At 54.2% G+C, this 16675-nt stretch carries 17 protein-coding genes; 1 reads left to right on the forward strand and 16 read right to left on the reverse strand.

Annotated elements, in window-relative coordinates; all coding sequences use genetic code 11:
- Positions 1-61: 61 nt before the first annotated feature.
- The 5 genes from phoU to pstS all read right to left on the reverse strand — a co-directional run bounded on the left by phoU (position 62) and on the right by pstS (position 4618).
- On the reverse strand, positions 62-796 hold the full coding sequence (phoU, locus tag FKM52_RS17560) for a phosphate signaling complex protein PhoU (RefSeq protein WP_141177450.1): 735 nt from the start codon (positions 794-796) through the stop codon (positions 62-64).
- Positions 797-811: 15 nt separating this feature from the next.
- Positions 812-1579, reverse strand: a complete 768-nt coding sequence (pstB, locus tag FKM52_RS17565) for a phosphate ABC transporter ATP-binding protein PstB (RefSeq protein WP_141177451.1) — start codon at positions 1577-1579, stop codon at positions 812-814.
- 47 nt (positions 1580-1626) lie between these two features.
- Positions 1627-2514: a phosphate ABC transporter permease PstA gene (pstA, locus tag FKM52_RS17570; RefSeq protein WP_141177452.1), complete on the reverse strand. Its 888-nt coding sequence runs from the start codon at positions 2512-2514 to the stop codon at positions 1627-1629.
- On the reverse strand, positions 2511-3473 hold the full coding sequence (pstC, locus tag FKM52_RS17575) for a phosphate ABC transporter permease PstC (protein WP_141177453.1): 963 nt from the start codon (positions 3471-3473) through the stop codon (positions 2511-2513). The genes pstA and pstC overlap by 4 nt, the downstream gene beginning before the upstream one ends.
- Before the next feature lie 101 nt (positions 3474-3574).
- Positions 3575-4618, reverse strand: a complete 1044-nt coding sequence (gene pstS / locus FKM52_RS17580) for a phosphate ABC transporter substrate-binding protein PstS (RefSeq protein ID WP_141177454.1) — start codon at positions 4616-4618, stop codon at positions 3575-3577.
- A 463-nt stretch (positions 4619-5081) separates the two neighbouring features.
- On the opposite strand from pstS, the gene FKM52_RS17585 reads away from it, so the two are divergent.
- Positions 5082-5288 carry a hypothetical protein gene (locus tag FKM52_RS17585; protein ID WP_141177455.1) on the forward strand — a complete coding sequence of 69 codons (207 nt, stop codon included), beginning with the start codon at positions 5082-5084 and terminating at the stop codon, positions 5286-5288.
- Between the two features lie 156 nt (positions 5289-5444).
- Here the strand turns inward: FKM52_RS17585 and glmS are convergent, their stop codons facing one another.
- The 11 genes from glmS to atpI all read right to left on the reverse strand — a co-directional run bounded on the left by glmS (position 5445) and on the right by atpI (position 16180).
- A complete protein-coding gene (glmS, locus tag FKM52_RS17590; protein ID WP_141177456.1) occupies positions 5445-7274 on the reverse strand; it encodes a glutamine--fructose-6-phosphate transaminase (isomerizing) in 1830 nt (609 codons plus the stop codon).
- Between the two features lie 105 nt (positions 7275-7379).
- Positions 7380-8750 carry a bifunctional UDP-N-acetylglucosamine diphosphorylase/glucosamine-1-phosphate N-acetyltransferase GlmU gene (gene glmU, locus FKM52_RS17595; protein ID WP_141177457.1) on the reverse strand — a complete coding sequence of 457 codons (1371 nt, stop codon included), beginning with the start codon at positions 8748-8750 and terminating at the stop codon, positions 7380-7382.
- A 259-nt stretch (positions 8751-9009) separates the two neighbouring features.
- Complete coding sequence (locus FKM52_RS17600) at positions 9010-9429, reverse strand: F0F1 ATP synthase subunit epsilon (protein WP_141177458.1); 420 nt, start codon at positions 9427-9429, stop codon at positions 9010-9012.
- Between the two features lie 124 nt (positions 9430-9553).
- The gene (atpD, locus tag FKM52_RS17605) at positions 9554-10951 is read right to left on the reverse strand and encodes a F0F1 ATP synthase subunit beta (RefSeq protein WP_141177459.1); all 1398 of its coding nucleotides are present in this window, start codon (positions 10949-10951) and stop codon (positions 9554-9556) included.
- A 120-nt stretch (positions 10952-11071) separates the two neighbouring features.
- Positions 11072-11938, reverse strand: coding sequence for a F0F1 ATP synthase subunit gamma (atpG, locus tag FKM52_RS17610; protein WP_141177460.1), 867 nt, complete (start codon positions 11936-11938; stop codon positions 11072-11074).
- A 52-nt stretch (positions 11939-11990) separates the two neighbouring features.
- Positions 11991-13532, reverse strand: coding sequence for a F0F1 ATP synthase subunit alpha (gene atpA / locus FKM52_RS17615; RefSeq protein ID WP_141177461.1), 1542 nt, complete (start codon positions 13530-13532; stop codon positions 11991-11993).
- A 14-nt stretch (positions 13533-13546) separates the two neighbouring features.
- On the reverse strand, positions 13547-14080 hold the full coding sequence (atpH, locus tag FKM52_RS17620; RefSeq protein WP_141177462.1) for a F0F1 ATP synthase subunit delta: 534 nt from the start codon (positions 14078-14080) through the stop codon (positions 13547-13549).
- A 14-nt stretch (positions 14081-14094) separates the two neighbouring features.
- The gene (atpF, locus tag FKM52_RS17625) at positions 14095-14565 is read right to left on the reverse strand and encodes a F0F1 ATP synthase subunit B (protein WP_038629270.1); all 471 of its coding nucleotides are present in this window, start codon (positions 14563-14565) and stop codon (positions 14095-14097) included.
- Between the two features lie 112 nt (positions 14566-14677).
- The gene (gene atpE, locus FKM52_RS17630; protein WP_108900914.1) at positions 14678-14920 is read right to left on the reverse strand and encodes a F0F1 ATP synthase subunit C; all 243 of its coding nucleotides are present in this window, start codon (positions 14918-14920) and stop codon (positions 14678-14680) included.
- Positions 14921-14969: 49 nt separating this feature from the next.
- A complete protein-coding gene (atpB, locus tag FKM52_RS17635) occupies positions 14970-15788 on the reverse strand; it encodes a F0F1 ATP synthase subunit A (protein ID WP_141177463.1) in 819 nt (272 codons plus the stop codon).
- Positions 15789-15796: 8 nt separating this feature from the next.
- Entirely contained in the window at positions 15797-16180 is a 384-nt protein-coding gene (atpI, locus tag FKM52_RS17640) for a F0F1 ATP synthase subunit I (RefSeq protein WP_141177464.1), read from the reverse strand.
- Between the last annotated feature and the right edge of the window lie 495 nt (positions 16181-16675).

Below are 16675 nucleotides of genomic sequence, written 5' to 3' on the forward strand. Positions count from 1 at the left end.
AGCCGCGCGTAAAAACCAGCCGCGCGTCAACGGCGCGGCTGATATGCAGAGCGGTAGAGGATCAGGCGGGGCTGCTGCCGTTTTCATCGCCTGCCAGCAGCTTATCCAGCCGGTCGCCGCCAACGTGACGAAAATCCTGTCCCTTTACGAAATAGAAAATAATTTCGCAGATATTCTGGCAGCGATCGCCGATGCGCTCGATGGCGCGCGCGCAGAACAGCGCGGTGAGCACGCTGGGAATGGTGCGCGGATCTTCCATCATGTAGGTCATTAACTGCCGCACGATGCCTTCATATTCCTGATCGACTTTTTTATCTTCGCGGTAAATTTCGATCGCCGCGCTAAGATCCATCCGCGCAAAGGCATCCAGCACTTCGTGCAGCATCTGAATAGTGTGGTGGCCGAGCGATTCCAGGCTCACCAGCAGCGGCTGATGCTGCTGGCCAAATTTTTCCAGGGCCGTGCGGCTGATCTTTTCCGCCACGTCGCCGATACGCTCCAGCTCAGAGATGGTTTTGATAATCGCCATCACCAGACGCAGATCGCTGGCGGTAGGCTGCCGCTTGGCGATAATACGCACGCAGGCTTCATCAATCTCCACCTCCATCATATTGACCTTCTGGTCGCCGTCGATGACCCGCTTCGCCAGCTCGCCATCCTGATTATGCATGGCGGTAATGGCATCGGTGAGCTGCTGCTCCACCAGCCCGCCCATAATCATCACCTGGGTGCGGATGTGCTCAAGCTCAGCGTTGAACTGGCCGGAGATATGTTTATTCAGGTTAAGGTTATCCATCGGGTTCTCCAGTCATCAACCATAGCGGCCGGTAATATAATCTTCGGTCTGTTTCTGATGCGGCTTGGTAAACAGCGTATCGGTATCGCTGAATTCGATCAGCTCGCCGAGATACATAAAGGCGGTGTGATCGGAGCAGCGCGCCGCCTGCTGCATATTGTGCGTGACGATCACTACGGTGTAATCCTGTTTCAGCTCGGTGATCAGCTCTTCAATGCGTCCGGTAGAGATGGGATCCAGCGCCGAACAGGGTTCGTCCAGCAGCAGCACTTCCGGACGAATGGCGATGCCGCGCGCGATACAGAGTCGCTGCTGCTGGCCGCCCGATAAACTGTAACCGCTCTGGTGCAGCTTGTCTTTGGTTTCATTCCACAGCGCCGCCTTGCTCAATGCCCACTGCACGCGCTGATCCATATCGGCGCGCGACAGCTTTTCAAACAGGCGCACGCCGAAGGCGATATTGTCATAAATCGACATCGGAAAGGGCGTCGGCTTCTGGAACACCATACCGACGCGCGCGCGCAGCAGTGCGATATCCTGGGTTTCGGTAAGAATATTTTCGCCATCCAGCAGAATTTCCCCTTCGGCGCGCTGTTCAGGGTAAAGCGAGAACATTTTATTAAAAGTGCGCAGCAGGGTGGATTTGCCGCAGCCGGACGGCCCAATAAAGGCGGTCACCTGATTGCGGGCTATCTCCAGATTAATATTTTTCAGCGCATGGAATTTTCCGTACCAGAAGTTCAGATCGCGAACCTGAATTTTACCGGATGTCTGAGTAACCATAGTCTTCTCTTTCTGTTAACGCCGCCTGACAGCCGCGGCGCAATAATTTAGTGTTTCGATTTAGCGAAAATCACGCGCGCCAGAATATTCAGCAGCAGAACGCAAAGGGTAATTAACAGAACGCCCGCCCAGGCCAGGCTTTGCCACTCGGCGAAAGGGCTCATGGCGAACTTAAATATGGTGACCGGAAGGTTTGCCAGCGGCTGCATCATGTCGGTGCTCCAGAACTGGTTCGACAATGAGGTAAACAGCAGCGGCGCCGTCTCGCCGGCGATACGCGCCACCGCCAGCAGCACGCCGGTAATAATGCCGGATACCGACGCCTTCAGCGTAATGGCGGCGATCATCTTCCATTTCGGCGTGCCGAGCGCATAGGCGGCTTCACGCAGCGTATCCGGCACCAGCTTCAGCATATTTTCCGTGGTACGAATAACGATCGGCACCTGCAACAGCGCCAGCGCGATCACGCCGGCCCAGCCGGAGAAGTGCTGCATTTGCGCCACGACCAGGGTGTAGACAAATAGTCCCACCACAATCGACGGCGCCGACAGCAAAATATCGTTAATAAAGCGAATCACCTCGGCCAGCCAGGATTTACGGCCATACTCCGCCAGATAGATCCCGGCCAGAATGCCCAGCGGCGTGCCGAACAGCGTAGCCCACAGGATTAGCAGGCCGCTGCCCGCGATGGCGTTAGCCAGCCCGCCGCCGGCGGTATTCGGCGGCGGGGTCATTTCGGTAAACAGCGCCAGTGAGAAGCCATCGACGCCGCGGGTAATGGTGGTAAACAGGATCCACACCAGCCAGAACAGGCCGAAGGCCATGGTCAGCATCGAGAGCGTCAGGGCGATTTTATTGCGCAGACTGCGGCGCGCCTGCATTTTGCGCCGCGATGCCTGCAGTTCAGTACGGGCATGTATATCGAGCGTGGTCATGAGCGCGCTCCTTCACTTTTCGCCAGCCGTAGAATCATCAGTTTGGAAACCGCCAGCACGATAAAGGTGATAACGAACAGGATCAGCCCCAGCTCCATCAGCGCGGCGACGTGTACGCCCGATTCCGCTTCGGCAAACTCATTCGCCAGCGCGGAGGTAATACTGTTGCCGGGCATATAAAGCGAGACGCTGTCGAGCTGGTAGGTGTTGCCGATAATAAAAGTAACCGCCATCGTCTCGCCCAGCGCGCGCCCCAGACCCAGCATCACGCCGCCGATTACGCCGTTTTTGGTGAAGGGCAGCACGATGCGCCAGATCACCTCCCAGGTGGTGCAGCCAATACCGTAGGCGGACTCTTTCATCATCACCGGCGTCTGTTCGAAGACGTCGCGCATTACCGAAGCGATATAGGGAATAATCATAATCGCCAGAATGACGCCAGCGGCGAGAATGCCGATACCGAACGCCGGACCGGCGAACAGCGCGCCCACCAGCGGAATGCTGGAAAGCACGTTGCCGACCGGCGTCTGGAAATATTCGGCAAACAGCGGGGCGAAGACGAACAGCCCCCACATGCCGTACACAATGCTGGGGATCGCCGCCAGCAGCTCGATCGCCACGCCGAGCGGACGTCGCAGCCAGCCGGGCGCCAGCTCGGTTAAAAACAGCGCAATACCGAAGCTGACCGGCACGGCAATCAGCAGCGCGATCAGCGAGGTCACTACGGTGCCGTAAATCGGCACCAGCGCGCCGAAGTTTTCATTGGGCGCATCCCACTCTTTATTCCACAGAAACGAGAAACCGAATTTCTCAATACTGGGCCAGGAGGAGAAGAGCAGAGAGATAATGATGCCGCCAAGCAGCAACAGCACAATCAGCGCCGCCAGCTTGACCAGCACGCCGAAAAGTATGTCGCCTTGTTTTCCTGGGGCCTTAAAAGACGGCCTGGTTTCAGCCATAAAAGTCTCGACAGAAGAAATTCGGGGCGGCCATCAGCCGCCCGGATACTACGGGCCGACGTTCCGTCGCCCCCTGTAACGGCGGATACACCGTAAAAGCATTACTGATAGAGCGCCTTACCTGAGCTGTCTTTAATCTGCGCTTTCCAGTCGGAGCGGATCTGCTCTACCACGGAATCGGGCAGCGTCGCGTAATCCAGGCTGGAAGCGGTTTTGTCGCCATCTTTATAAGCCCAGTCAAAAAACTTAATGATCTCGGCGCCTTTTTCCGCGTTGGTCTGGTTCTTGTACATCAGGATGAAGGTGGTGGTGGTAATCGGCCAGGCGTCTTTACCTTTTTGATTAGTCAGATCCTGAGCGTAAGATTTGCTCCAGTCGGCGCCTTTGGCCGCGTTGCTGAAGGTTTCTTCCGTCGGGGATACCGGCTGACCATCGGCGTCGATCAGTTTGGTATAGGCCAGCTTGTTCTGTTTCGCGTAGGCATATTCCACATAGCCGATAGAGCCGGGCAGACGCTGGACAAAGGCGGCGATGCCGTCGTTGCCTTTACCGCCGAGACCAGTCGGCCAGTTAACCGTGTTGCCTTTGCCGACTTTTTCGCTCCACTCCTGGTTGACCTTGGAAAGGTAGCTGGTGAAGACGAATGAAGTACCGGAGCCGTCAGCGCGACGCACTACGGCGATGTTGGTTTCCGGCAGTTTGATTCCGGGGTTCAGCTTAGCGATCGCCGGATCGTTCCATTTTTTAATTTTGCCGAGATAGATATCGCCTACCGTCTGACCGTCCAGCGTCAGCTGACCAGACTGTAAGCCCGGCAGGTTAACCGCCAGCACCACGCCGCCAATCACGGTGGGGAACTGGAACAGGCCGTTTTTCTGTAAATCTTCATCTTTCATCGGCGCATCAGAGGCGCCGAAATCCACCGTTTTTGCGATAATCTGCTTCACGCCGCCGGAAGATCCAATGCCCTGGTAGTTGATTTTACTGCCGGTCGCTTGCTGATAATCTGCTGCCCACCTGGCATAAACCGGAGCCGGGAACGTACCGCCTGCGCCCGTCAGATCGGTGGCTGCAAAGGCAGATACCGCGCTCAGGGAGAGGGTGGCGGCAACAAATTTGGCTACGGTGCTACGCATCAGTGTCATATTCCCTCCGGGGGAGTAAAATTCAGGCTGTACGCCGTTTTAGTAAGAATCTGTGATTGCTGCAGGAGGAAAAATAGGACAGTTTAATGACAGTGAAATGTATTAAATATGACAGTTTTGTGACAGGCGGAAAGCGTGCAGAGGAATCCATAATCCGCTTTTTCCTTTGTGCAAGGCGGCGCTTCTAACTCTGGTTTTAATGTTAACAGAAATAATTGGTCAAAAATAAAGGGGGTGCTTATAGTAGTGTCGATTCATGTGGGGCCGGGCTCATTGGCGGCCTGACTGCAGCTGCGCCAGGAAACGCCCTGGTATGGCAGCAGGTATTACTGGAGGAATGATTGCTGGTCAATGTACAAAGGACAGCTTTAGTAATGGCTGTGGCGGTAAATCTGATTCAAATTATGGCAGTCAATGTACCTGGTAACCACCAGAAAAACGAACCCAAAAACAGGCCGTCACGATGAAAACCATTATTTATTTTTCATTATACCTGGCGCTTTTTATTATTGGTTTTGCATTACTTAACAACGCTAACGTACTTGATTTAAACACTCATTCAAGAAGTGAGTTAATTTCTAAATTCATTGTTATGATTATCGTACTCATCGCTACAACGCGCTGGGGGATAAAAGCTTATACGTTATTAACAGGTAAAGATAAAGATTAAAAAAGAGGAAAGTATTTTTCCTCTTTTTATTAACGTCTATCGTTCCAGAGATGGCGACAGCTATTTTTACTATTTCTGTCGTTGCGCATTTAGCACTAACAATTCGGCTATGCCTGTTAAAGCACATAGCCGAAACGTAACAGCTGGCGCCCCGCTTTACTCTACCGTCACCGACTTGGCAAGGTTACGCGGCTGATCGACATCGGTTCCTTTAATCAGCGCCACATGATAAGACAGCAGCTGGAGCGGCACGGTGTAGAAAATAGGCGCAATCACCTCTTCTACATGCGGCAGCGGGATAATCTTCATCCCTTCGCTATCGCTAAAGCCTGCATCCTGATCGGCAAACACATACAGCAGACCACCGCGCGCGCGCACTTCTTCAATATTCGACTTCAGCTTCTCCAGCAGATCGTTATTTGGCGCAACGACGATCACCGGCATATCGGCATCGATTAACGCCAGTGGACCATGTTTTAACTCGCCTGCCGCATACGCTTCCGCATGAATATAAGAAATCTCTTTCAGCTTCAGCGCCCCTTCCATCGCGATCGGATATTGATCGCCCCGGCCAAGGAACAGCGCATGATGCTTATCAGAGAAACCTTCCGCCAGCGACTCGATTAATTTATCCTGCGCCAGCATTTGCTCGATGCGGCTCGGCAGCGCCTGCAAGGCGTGAACGATATCATGCTCAATCTGCGCGTCCGCGCCCTTCAGCCGCCCCAGCTTCGCCACCAGCATCAGCAGCACCGCCAGCTGGGTAGTAAAGGCTTTGGTTGAAGCGACGCCAATCTCTACCCCGGCTTTGGTCATCAGCGCCAGATCGGATTCACGCACCAGCGAAGAGCCCGCCACGTTACAAATAGCCAGCGAGCCGAGATAACCCAGCTCTTTCGACAAACGCAGCGCCGCCAGGGTATCGGCGGTTTCACCCGACTGGGACAGAGTAATCAGCAGGCTGTTTTTACGCACCGCTGATTTGCGGTAGCGGAATTCAGAAGCGATTTCCACATCGCACGGCAGGTTCGCCAGCGCTTCAAACCAGTAGCGCGCTACCATGCCGGAATTGTAGGAGGTGCCGCAGGCGATAATCTGCACATGCTCCACCTGCGCCAGCAGCGTTTCCGCCTGCGGGCCAAGCTCGCTGAGATCGACTTCGCCATGGCTGAAACGTCCGGTTAAGGTGTTTTTCAGCGCGTTCGGCTGTTCATAAATCTCTTTTTGCATGTAATGGCGGTACATGCCTTTATCGCCTGCATCATACTGGGCGCTCGATTCGATTTCGGCACGCTTCGCCTGTTTGCCATCGCGATCGATAATCGTTACTTCGCGCCGCGTTACTTCAGCGATGTCGCCTTCTTCCAGATAGATAAAGCGACGCGTTACCGGCAGCAGCGCCAGCTGATCGGAGGCGATAAAGTTTTCCCCGACGCCGCAGCCGATTACCAGCGGGCTGCCGGAGCGAGCGGCCACCAGCAGCGACGGATCGCGGCTGTCCATAATCACCATGCCGTAAGCGCCGCGCAGCTGAGGGATAACGCGCAGTATTACTTCCCGCAACGTGCCGCCCTGTTTCTGCTCCCAGTGCACCAGATGCGCCACCACTTCCGTATCGGTTTCAGAAGCGAAACGATAGCCGCGTTCGATCATCATGTTACGCAGCGGTTCGTGGTTCTCGATAATGCCGTTATGCACGACAACGATATGCTCAGAGACATGCGGGTGCGCGTTTGCCTCGGAAGGCTCGCCGTGCGTTGCCCAGCGGGTATGAGCGATACCGGTGCCGCCGATCAGCGGATGCTGTTCCGCCGCTTCAGACAATTTCTGCACTTTGCCTACCCGACGCAGGCGCGTAACGTGCCCTTGTCGATCCACCACCGCCAGCCCGGCGGAGTCATAGCCGCGATATTCGAGACGGCGCAGACCTTCCAACAGAATTTCAGCAATATCACGTTGCGCAACGGCGCCAACAATTCCACACATAGTTTATTTCCTGACTAATGGCGCTGATGCGCCAGCGTTGTCATCTGACCTGATATTCCGGCTTTGCCGGTTCCCCGAGCCTTGTAGAGAGTGGGGATTATGGTTTTATTTTTTCTTCACCGGGCGTTGCCAGCCCGATTTTTGCAGCTGTTCTTTACGGTTATAGACCAGTTCATCTGCGGTAATATCCTTCATCACCGTGGTCCCGGCGGCGATCGTCGCACCGCTGGCTACCGAAACCGGCGCCACCAGCTGAGTATCGGAACCGACAAAAACGCGATCGCCGATAATGGTTTTAAATTTATTCGCGCCATCATAGTTGCAGGTAATGGTGCCTGCGCCGATATTCACCTCGTCGCCAATCTCGGCATCGCCCAGATAGCTGAGATGACCAGCTTTTGAACCTTTGCCCAGCGTGGCCTTTTTCATTTCAACAAAGTTGCCGACGTGCGCCGCCTCACCCAGCTGGCTGCCGGGACGCAGACGGGCAAATGGCCCTACGGTACAGGCCGGCGCCAGTTGCGCATCCTCAATAACGCTGTAAGGGCTGATTTCACAACCGTCGCCGATAATGCTGTTTTTAATGATGCAGCCCGCGCCAATTTTGACGTTGTGGCCCAGCGTAACCTTACCTTCGATAATCACATTGCTGTCAATTTCCACATCACGTCCGTGCTGCAGCTCGCCGCGCAGATCGAAACGCGCCGGATCGCGCAGCATGACGCCCGCCAGCAGCAGCCTTTCCGCCTGTTCGGTCTGATAAATGCGCTCCAGCGTCGCCAGCTGCAGACGATTATTCACGCCTTCCGTTTCGCTAATGCGCGTCGGCTGCACGGTTTCGATACGTCGGCCTTCCGCCCACGCCAGCGCGATAATATCGGTGATGTAATACTCACCCTGCGCGTTATTGTTAGTCAGCTGGCTCAGCCAGCGTTTCAGATCGCCGCCGTTAGCCACCAGGATACCGGTATTGATCTCCTGTATCGCCAGCTGCTGCGGCGTGGCGTCTTTTTGTTCTACGATGCCGGCAACCTGCCCATTTTCACGCACGATACGCCCGTAGCCGGTTGGATTATCCAGCGTTACCGTTAACAGACCAATGCCGCCTTCAGGTTTCGCCGCCCGCAGCCGCGCCAGCGTATCAACGGTAATCAGCGGCACATCGCCATACAGCATCAGGATATCTTCGTCATCGGCGAAGAAGGGCGCAGCCTGCTGCATGGCATGTCCGGTGCCTAACTGCTCCGCCTGCAATACCCAGTTTAGCGTCTCATCGTTCAGCATCGCCTGAAGACGATCGCCGCCGTGACCGTAAACGAGGTTGATCATGCGCGCACCAAGACCTTTTGCAGCATCGATCACGTGTTGCACCATTGGCTTTCCCGCCAGCAGATGCAGGACTTTAGGAAGACTGGAATACATACGGGTGCCTTTGCCAGCGGCAAGGATCACCACGCTCATTGCGCTGTTAGACATAGTTATCCTGATTGAATTTTTTCAGATGAAAGTTAAACGGTTTCGCCCTGAGATTACTACATTTTTCTCATGTCAAAATTAACGGGCTTGCGCGCTATCGCAGCGAAAAAGGATGCACCGGAATCAAGGCTAAATACAATGAAAAATGGCTAATTTCAGCCGCTTAATTTTAGACGAGTAGCAAGACTGGAAGAAAAGAGCAGGGCAATAAAAAATGCCAGCCCGTAAGAGCTGGCATCGATGATGCTGTTAAGCCTGATTACATCGCTTTCTTAGTCAGTTCGATAACGCGCAGTTTGGCGATGGCTTTTGCCAGCTCTGCTGAAGCCTGCGCATAATCCACATCGCCGTGGGCTTTGTTCATATGCTCTTCAGCTTTGCGTTTCGCTTCCAGCGCACGCGCTTCATCAAGGTCGGTACCGCGAATCGCTGTATCAGCCAGTACGGTAACCGAACCCGGCTGAACTTCCAACACGCCGCCGGAGAGATAGATAAACTCCTCTTCGCCGTGCTGCTTAACGATATGCACCATACCAGGCTTAATGGCGGTCAGCAGCGGCGTATGGCCAGGATAGATCCCCAACTCACCTTCGCTGCCTGACACCTGAATCTTCTGCACCAGGCCGCTGAACATCTGCTTTTCAGCGCTGACCACATCCAGGTGATAAGTCATAGCCATAGTTAACCTCCCGGAAAACCGCCCCAACGTTCAGGCTGCTTGAAGTTTAGCGGCTGGCCCGCTGCAGCCTGTTCTGACGCAGCGGGTTTACACGCTTACCGCAGCCTGACGGCCGGGGAAGTAATTACAGTTTTTTCGCTTTTTCCACGGCTTCGTCGATGGAACCAACCATGTAGAAGGCCTGTTCTGGCAGGTGGTCGAATTCACCGTCCATAATGCCTTTAAAGCCACGGATAGTGTCTTTCAGCGATACGTATTTACCCGGAGAACCGGTGAACACTTCTGCCACGAAGAACGGCTGAGACAGGAAGCGCTGAATTTTACGCGCGCGCGCCACCAGCAGTTTGTCGTCTTCAGACAGTTCGTCCATACCCAGGATGGCGATGATGTCTTTCAGTTCCTGGTAACGTTGCAGAATAGACTGCACGCCACGCGCGGTATCATAGTGCTCCTGACCAACTACCAGCGGGTCCAGCTGACGGCTGGTGGAATCCAGCGGGTCAACGGCCGGGTAGATACCCAGAGAGGCGATCTGACGGCTCAGGGTAACGGTAGAGTCAAGGTGGGCGAAGGTCGTCGCCGGAGACGGGTCGGTTAAGTCATCCGCAGGAACGTAAACGGCCTGTACGGAGGTGATAGAACCGGTCTTGGTGGAGGTAATACGCTCCTGCAACACACCCATCTCTTCCGCCAGCGTCGGCTGATAGCCTACCGCAGACGGCATACGACCCAGCAGCGCCGATACTTCCGTACCTGCCAGGGTATAACGATAGATGTTATCGACGAACAGCAGAACGTCACGGCCTTCATCACGGAATTTTTCCGCCATGGTCAGGCCGGTCAGCGCTACGCGCAGACGGTTGCCCGGCGGCTCGTTCATCTGACCATACACCAGGGAAACTTTATCCAGTACGTTGGATTCGGTCATTTCGTGATAGAAGTCGTTACCTTCACGGGTACGTTCGCCCACGCCTGCGAATACGGAGTAACCGGAGTGCTCGATCGCGATGTTACGGATCAGCTCCATCATGTTTACGGTTTTACCTACGCCCGCACCGCCGAACAGACCAACTTTACCACCCTTGGCGAACGGACAAATCAGGTCGATAACCTTGATGCCGGTTTCCAGCAGCTCAGTAGAGCTGGAGAGTTCTTCGTAAGTAGGCGCTGCACGGTGAATAGACCAGTGCACCACGTCGCTGCCGTCTTCTTCTTTCAGCTCGCCTTTCATATCGATCGGCTCGCCCAGCACGTTCATGATACGGCCCAGGGTAGCTTTACCTACCGGAACCTGAATCGGCTGCTTAAGGTCGGTAACTTCGAGGCCGCGTTTCAGGCCGTCGGAAGTACCCATAGCGATAGTACGTACTACGCCGCCGCCCAGCTGCTGCTGCACTTCCAGCACCAGACGCGCATCACCATTGTTAACCTCAAGGGCGTTGTACACCTGCGGTACAGCGTCCTGAGGGAACTCGACGTCAACTACGGCGCCGATGATCTGGACAATCTTTCCAGTTGCCATCTTGAATCCTCTACCTAATTCGTTTCTACCCATCGTCGTTGTCCCTGCGGCGAATCAGCGCCTGAGACGCGACTCGCTGCGGCGGCGGAAAGGCCGCGGCAACGACGGAGGTATACCTGGTTAAACCGCGGAGGCCCCCGAGACGATCTCGGTAAGTTCCTGGGTGATGCTGGCCTGACGAGCCTTGTTGTACAACAACTGCAGCTCTTTGATCAGGTTGCCGCCGTTGTCGGTCGCCGCTTTCATCGCCACCATACGCGCGGCCTGTTCGCTGGCCAGGTTTTCCACAACGCCCTGATAAACCTGTGATTCGACATAACGACGCAGCAGGGTATCCAGCAGCGATTTCGGATCGGGTTCATACAGATAATCCCAGGTTTTACGCTTCAACTCTTCTTCCTCTTCCGCTGGCGGTAACGGCAGCAGTTGAGTAATGGTTGGCGTCTGGGACATGGTGTTGTTAAATTTGTTGCTGACCACATACAGTTTGTCGAGACGACCTTCATCATAGGCCTGCAGCATGACTTTTACCGGGCCAATCAGCTCAGACAGGGATGGGTTATCGCCCATACCGGTCACCTGCGCCACGACATTGCCGCCAACAGAACCGAAGAAAGCTACCCCTTTGGAGCCGATAATCGCCAGATCGCTCTGCACGCCTTTATCAGACCAGGTTTTCATCTCTGCCAGCAATTTTTTGAACAGGTTAATGTTCAAACCACCACAAAGCCCGCGGTCGGTAGAAACGACCAAATAGCCGACGCGCTTAACGTCGCGCTCTTCCAGGTAAGGGTGCTTGTATTCCAGATTACCTAACGCAATGTGACCAATCACTTTGCGCATGGTTTCTGCATACGGACGGCTGGCCGCCATGCGTTCCTGCGTTTTACGCATTTTGGAGGCGGCGACCATTTCCATCGCTTTAGTGATCTTCTGCGTATTTTTTACGCTTCCGATCTTGTTACGTATCTCTTTTGCGCCGGCCATTAGCTTCTCCTCAAAGCCTTGCGGCCTGCCTTTTCAGACAGGCCGCCAGACATTACCAGGACTGGGTTGCTTTAAACGTTTCGAGGATGCCTTTCAGCTTCTCTTCGATTTCGTTGTTGTAGTTGCCAGTTTGGTTGATTTCCTGCATCAGATCGGCATGTTCGCGATCGGCATACGCCAGCAGCGCAGCTTCAAAGCTACCGATTTTCGCCAGTTCGACGTCGTTCAGGTAACCGCGTTCGGCAGCGAACAGCACCAGACCCTGCTGGGCAACGGACATCGGCGCATACTGTTTCTGTTTCAGCAGCTCGGTCACTTTCTGACCATGGCTCAGCTGCTTACGGGTTGCATCATCCAGATCGGAAGCGAACTGAGAGAACGCCGCCAGTTCACGATACTGCGCCAGCGCGGTACGAATACCACCGGAGAGTTTCTTCACGATCTTGGTCTGAGCGGCGCCGCCCACACGAGATACGGAGATACCGGGGTTAACCGCCGGACGAATACCGGAGTTGAACAGGTTAGATTCCAGGAAGATCTGACCATCGGTAATGGAGATTACGTTGGTCGGAACGAACGCGGAAACGTCACCCGCCTGCGTTTCGATAATCGGCAGGGCGGTCAGCGAACCGGTTTTACCTTTCACTTCACCTTTGGTAAAGGCTTCAACATAGTCAGCGTTGACGCGAGAAGCGCGTTCCAGCAGACGGGAGTGGAGGTAGAACACGTCGCCAGGGAAAGCTTCACGGCCCGGCGGACGACGAAGCAGCAGAGAAATCTGACGATAAGCAACGGCCTGTTTGGACAGGTCATCATAAACAATCAGCGCATCTTCGCCGCGATCGCGGAAGTATTCGCCCATGGCGCAACCGGCATAAGGCGCCAGGTATTGCAGCGCAGCGGATTCAGACGCGGAGGCCACTACCACGATGGTATTGGCCAGCGCGCCGTGCTCTTCCAGCTTGCGCACCACGTTAGCGATGGTGGACGCTTTCTGGCCGATAGCTACGTAGACGCACTTAATGCCGGAATCGCGCTGGTTGATGATGGCGTCGATAGCCAGCGCGGTTTTACCCGTCTGACGGTCGCCGATGATCAGCTCACGCTGGCCACGGCCGATTGGAATCATCGCATCGACGGATTTGTAACCGGTCTGCACCGGCTGATCGACCGACTGACGCTCGATAACGCCCGGCGCGATAACTTCAACCGGAGAGAATCCGTCATGCTCAACCGGACCTTTACCGTCGATAGGTTCACCCAGGGTGTTAACCACGCGGCCCAGCAGGCCGCGGCCAACCGGTACTTCCAGGATACGGCCGGTACACTTAACCTTCATGCCTTCGGCGAGGTCAGAGTAGGGGCCCATTACTACCGCACCTACGGAGTCGCGCTCCAGGTTCAGGGCGATAGCGTAACGGTTGCCCGGCAGCGCGATCATTTCACCCTGCATAACATCGGCCAGGCCGTGTACGCGGATGATGCCGTCGCTGACGGAAATGATAGTACCTTCGTTGTGAGCCTCGCTCACGACATTGAACTGAGCAATGCGCTGCTTGATCAGTTCGCTGATTTCGGTGGAATTCAGTTGCATATGCTCCAGTCCCCTTAAGACTGCAAGACGTCTGCCAGACGCTCAAGACGGCCGCGTACGCTACCATCAATGACCATATCACCCGCTCGGATGATAACGCCTGCCATTACAGACTTATCGATTTTGCAATTCAGCTTAACTTTGCGTGACAGACGCTTTTCCATTGCGGCGCTGATTTTGGTCAGCTGCTCGTCGCTCAGCGCACTGGCAGAGATGACATCAACTTCAGCGGTCGCCTCCCAGGCGTCACGCAGTTGAATGTACTGCTCCAGTACTGCCGGCAGCGCGGACAGACGTCCGTTTTCCGCCATAACCTTGATAAGGTTCTGACCTGCTTCGTCGAGTTGCTCGCCACAGACTGCGATGAACGAGGCGGCCAGGGTTTCCGGCGCTATCGCACCGGAAATCATTTCGGCCATCTGTTCGTTGCGAGCGACAACTGCCGCGAACGCCAGCATTTGCTGCCAACGATCGATGCTTTGATGCTCAACGGCAAAGTCAAAAGCTGCTTTGGCGTAGGGGCGAGCTACAGTGATTAGTTCAGACATCAGCCCCTCCCTCCTTACAGTTCAGCGACCAGTTTATCTACGATGTCGCTGTTAGCAGCTTCATCCACGGAACGTTCGATGATTTTCTCGGCGCCGGCCACGGCCAGCATCGCGACTTGCTTACGCAACTCTTCACGCGCACGTTTGCGCTCGGCTTCAATTTCCGCCTGCGCCTGCGCCACGATCTTGTTACGTTCCTGCTCAGCTTCAGCTTTCACTTCGTCCAGGATCTGAGCGCGGCGTTTGTTTGCCTGCTCAATGATAACCTGAGCTTCTTCTTTCGCTTTTTTCAGCTGGTCGGTCGCAGTTGCCTGTGCGAGATCCAAATCTTTTTTGGCGCGTTCTGCAGAAGCAAGGCCTTCAGCGACTTCTTTCTGGCGCTTTTCGATGGCAGCCATAATCGGCGGCCATACGTACTTCATGCAGAACAGGACAAACAGGACGAACGCGATGGCCTGGCCGAGGATTGTTGCGTTAAGGTTCACAGCACAATGCCTCTCGTTAAGTTAACTTACTCTGCCGTTATCAGAGACAACCCGCAGAATCCGCTCATCGTCTGACGTTAAACCCCAGGCCGATGAACTCGTGTTTGGCCGCTTAACCCGCGACGGCAAACATCACGTACAGACCCAGACCTACAGCGATCATCGGGATAGCATCCACCAGACCCATAACAATAAAGAACTGCGTACGCAGCAGAGGGATCAGATCCGGCTGACGCGCAGCGCCTTCCAGGAATTTACCTCCGAGGATGCCGATACCGATCGCAGCACCGATTGCCGCCAGGCCCATCATCACAGCGGCAGCCATGTACAGCAGATCCATATTCAGGTTTTCCATGACAGTCTCCAGTTTGTTTCAGTTAAAACGCAGTAGTGTTATTAAAAAATCAATGTTCTTCGGATGCCATCGACAGATAGACAATCGTTAAGACCATGAAAATGAAAGCCTGCAGCGAAATGATCAGGATGTGGAAAATGGCCCACGGCACACTCAGAACCCACTGTGACCACCACGGCAACAGACCCGCAATCAGGATAAAGATCAGTTCACCCGCATACATGTTGCCGAACAGTCGCAGACCGAGAGAAACCGGTTTGGCCAGCAGGCTTACCCCTTCAAGGATTAAGTTGATGGGAATGAAAAGCGGATGGTTAAAAGGTTGCAGGGTCAGCTCCTTAGCAAAACCACCAACACCTTTCATTTTGATGCTGTAGAACAGGATCAAAATAAAGACGCCCAGCGCCATAGAGAGCGTGACGTTAACGTCAGCGGACGGCACCACGCGCAGCGCAGGCAGACCGAACACATGCTCGCCAATATATGGCAGGAAATCGATTGGCAGCAGATCCATAAAGTTCATCAGGAAAACCCAGACGAAAATGGTCAGCGCCAGCGGGGCGATAAGTTTGCTTTTACCGTGGTACATATCGCGGACGTTGCCGTCAACGAAGCCAACCACCATCTCAATAGCTGCCTGCAATTTCCCCGGCACGCCGCTGGTAGCGCTGTTAGCCACCTTACGGAACAGCACCAGGAAAATCAGACCCAGCACCACGGAGAAAAACATGGAATCAATATTTAACACCCAGAACGTCGCCGGAGCGTCGTGCGGATTCACCAGCTCGAAAGTACGCAGGTCCAACTGAAGGTTACTCAGGTGGTGACCTATGTAATCTTGCGGAGTAGAGATTTCTCCTGCAGCCATGATGCCTCTTACCCTTTGTTGTTAATTACAGCCGGTGCAACAATCTGAACCACCAGCACCGATAACCAGGTCAGCCCGACAGGTATAAACACCGCATCAAGCACGCCCAGCGCCAGAATGAGCAAAAAAATGGTGACAAACACTTTTAGCGCTTCGCCGAGCGCAAAGCTCCAGGCGATACGCCCCTTAGCCGGTGCTTGCGCGCCCAGGCGCCAGGCCAAAATCACGAACAACACGTTTGGCAGCCAGGCTGCCAGCCCACCAGCGATGGCAGATACGCCCCACGTGATATCTTTAAGGGCAAAAAAGAGCGCGCCGATAACGAACAGAGTCGCCAGCTGCCACAGCAGCACGGTTCGGGCTAATTTCACACTGTAAAGAGACACTGACATGACGCTGAAACTCTCCTGCCCCGATCGGGGTATGTCGCGTGTCGTATAAAACTGCCTTTGCTCTTTTGAGTCAAGCAGCAAAAAACGAGCAAATTATACGGGCCGCACCTGCGATTTCAATGGATAAGTAGCGAAAAGGTGAACAATTATTTAAATTTCTTTCGACAGCCCTGTTTTTTAAAAATCTGGCGCACAAATTAGCCGTTGCCGCAGGCAACATTTCCGTCAAATTTGCGCTCATAAAGCGTGCGATAGATCACAATTCATCAATATAATCGTGGTACAGCGTTCAGGATTTATCTTAGCTAATTGAGCGAAATCTCGAATAAAAACGTTTTATCTCATGATGTTAAACAAAGAAATCGCCTGTTTTCCCGTAGAGCTTGATAAAAAGGGCAATTTGACATCGTAGTGAAAATTTATACCGCCAAAATATCATTACCAGCCGCGCGTGTTTAAGCCGCGCTATTTCTTTACGTTACGCATTATTGTCGA

Origin of the sequence: Mixta tenebrionis (assembly GCF_006517625.1) — a bacterium.
GTDB lineage: Bacteria > Pseudomonadota > Gammaproteobacteria > Enterobacterales > Enterobacteriaceae > Mixta > Mixta tenebrionis.

What these genes read in the sequence shown, in the direction of transcription:
- atpB (WP_141177463.1), bottom strand. Translation starts at nt 15,788, where the DNA reads ATGGCTGCAGGAGAAATCTCTACTCCGCAAGATTACATAGGTCACCAC.
- pstC (WP_141177453.1), bottom strand. Translation starts at nt 3,473, where the DNA reads ATGGCTGAAACCAGGCCGTCTTTTAAGGCCCCAGGAAAACAAGGCGAC.
- pstS (WP_141177454.1), bottom strand. Translation starts at nt 4,618, where the DNA reads ATGACACTGATGCGTAGCACCGTAGCCAAATTTGTTGCCGCCACCCTC.
- atpE (WP_108900914.1), bottom strand. Translation starts at nt 14,920, where the DNA reads ATGGAAAACCTGAATATGGATCTGCTGTACATGGCTGCCGCTGTGATG.
- atpH (WP_141177462.1), bottom strand. Translation starts at nt 14,080, where the DNA reads ATGTCTGAACTAATCACTGTAGCTCGCCCCTACGCCAAAGCAGCTTTT.
- atpI (WP_141177464.1), bottom strand. Translation starts at nt 16,180, where the DNA reads ATGTCAGTGTCTCTTTACAGTGTGAAATTAGCCCGAACCGTGCTGCTG.
- glmU (WP_141177457.1), bottom strand. Translation starts at nt 8,750, where the DNA reads ATGTCTAACAGCGCAATGAGCGTGGTGATCCTTGCCGCTGGCAAAGGC.
- pstB (WP_141177451.1), bottom strand. Translation starts at nt 1,579, where the DNA reads ATGGTTACTCAGACATCCGGTAAAATTCAGGTTCGCGATCTGAACTTC.
- glmS (WP_141177456.1), bottom strand. Translation starts at nt 7,274, where the DNA reads ATGTGTGGAATTGTTGGCGCCGTTGCGCAACGTGATATTGCTGAAATT.
- atpA (WP_141177461.1), bottom strand. Translation starts at nt 13,532, where the DNA reads ATGCAACTGAATTCCACCGAAATCAGCGAACTGATCAAGCAGCGCATT.
- atpD (WP_141177459.1), bottom strand. Translation starts at nt 10,951, where the DNA reads ATGGCAACTGGAAAGATTGTCCAGATCATCGGCGCCGTAGTTGACGTC.
- FKM52_RS17600 (WP_141177458.1), bottom strand. Translation starts at nt 9,429, where the DNA reads ATGGCTATGACTTATCACCTGGATGTGGTCAGCGCTGAAAAGCAGATG.
- atpG (WP_141177460.1), bottom strand. Translation starts at nt 11,938, where the DNA reads ATGGCCGGCGCAAAAGAGATACGTAACAAGATCGGAAGCGTAAAAAAT.
- FKM52_RS17585 (WP_141177455.1), top strand. Translation starts at nt 5,082, where the DNA reads ATGAAAACCATTATTTATTTTTCATTATACCTGGCGCTTTTTATTATT.
- pstA (WP_141177452.1), bottom strand. Translation starts at nt 2,514, where the DNA reads ATGACCACGCTCGATATACATGCCCGTACTGAACTGCAGGCATCGCGG.
- phoU (WP_141177450.1), bottom strand. Translation starts at nt 796, where the DNA reads ATGGATAACCTTAACCTGAATAAACATATCTCCGGCCAGTTCAACGCT.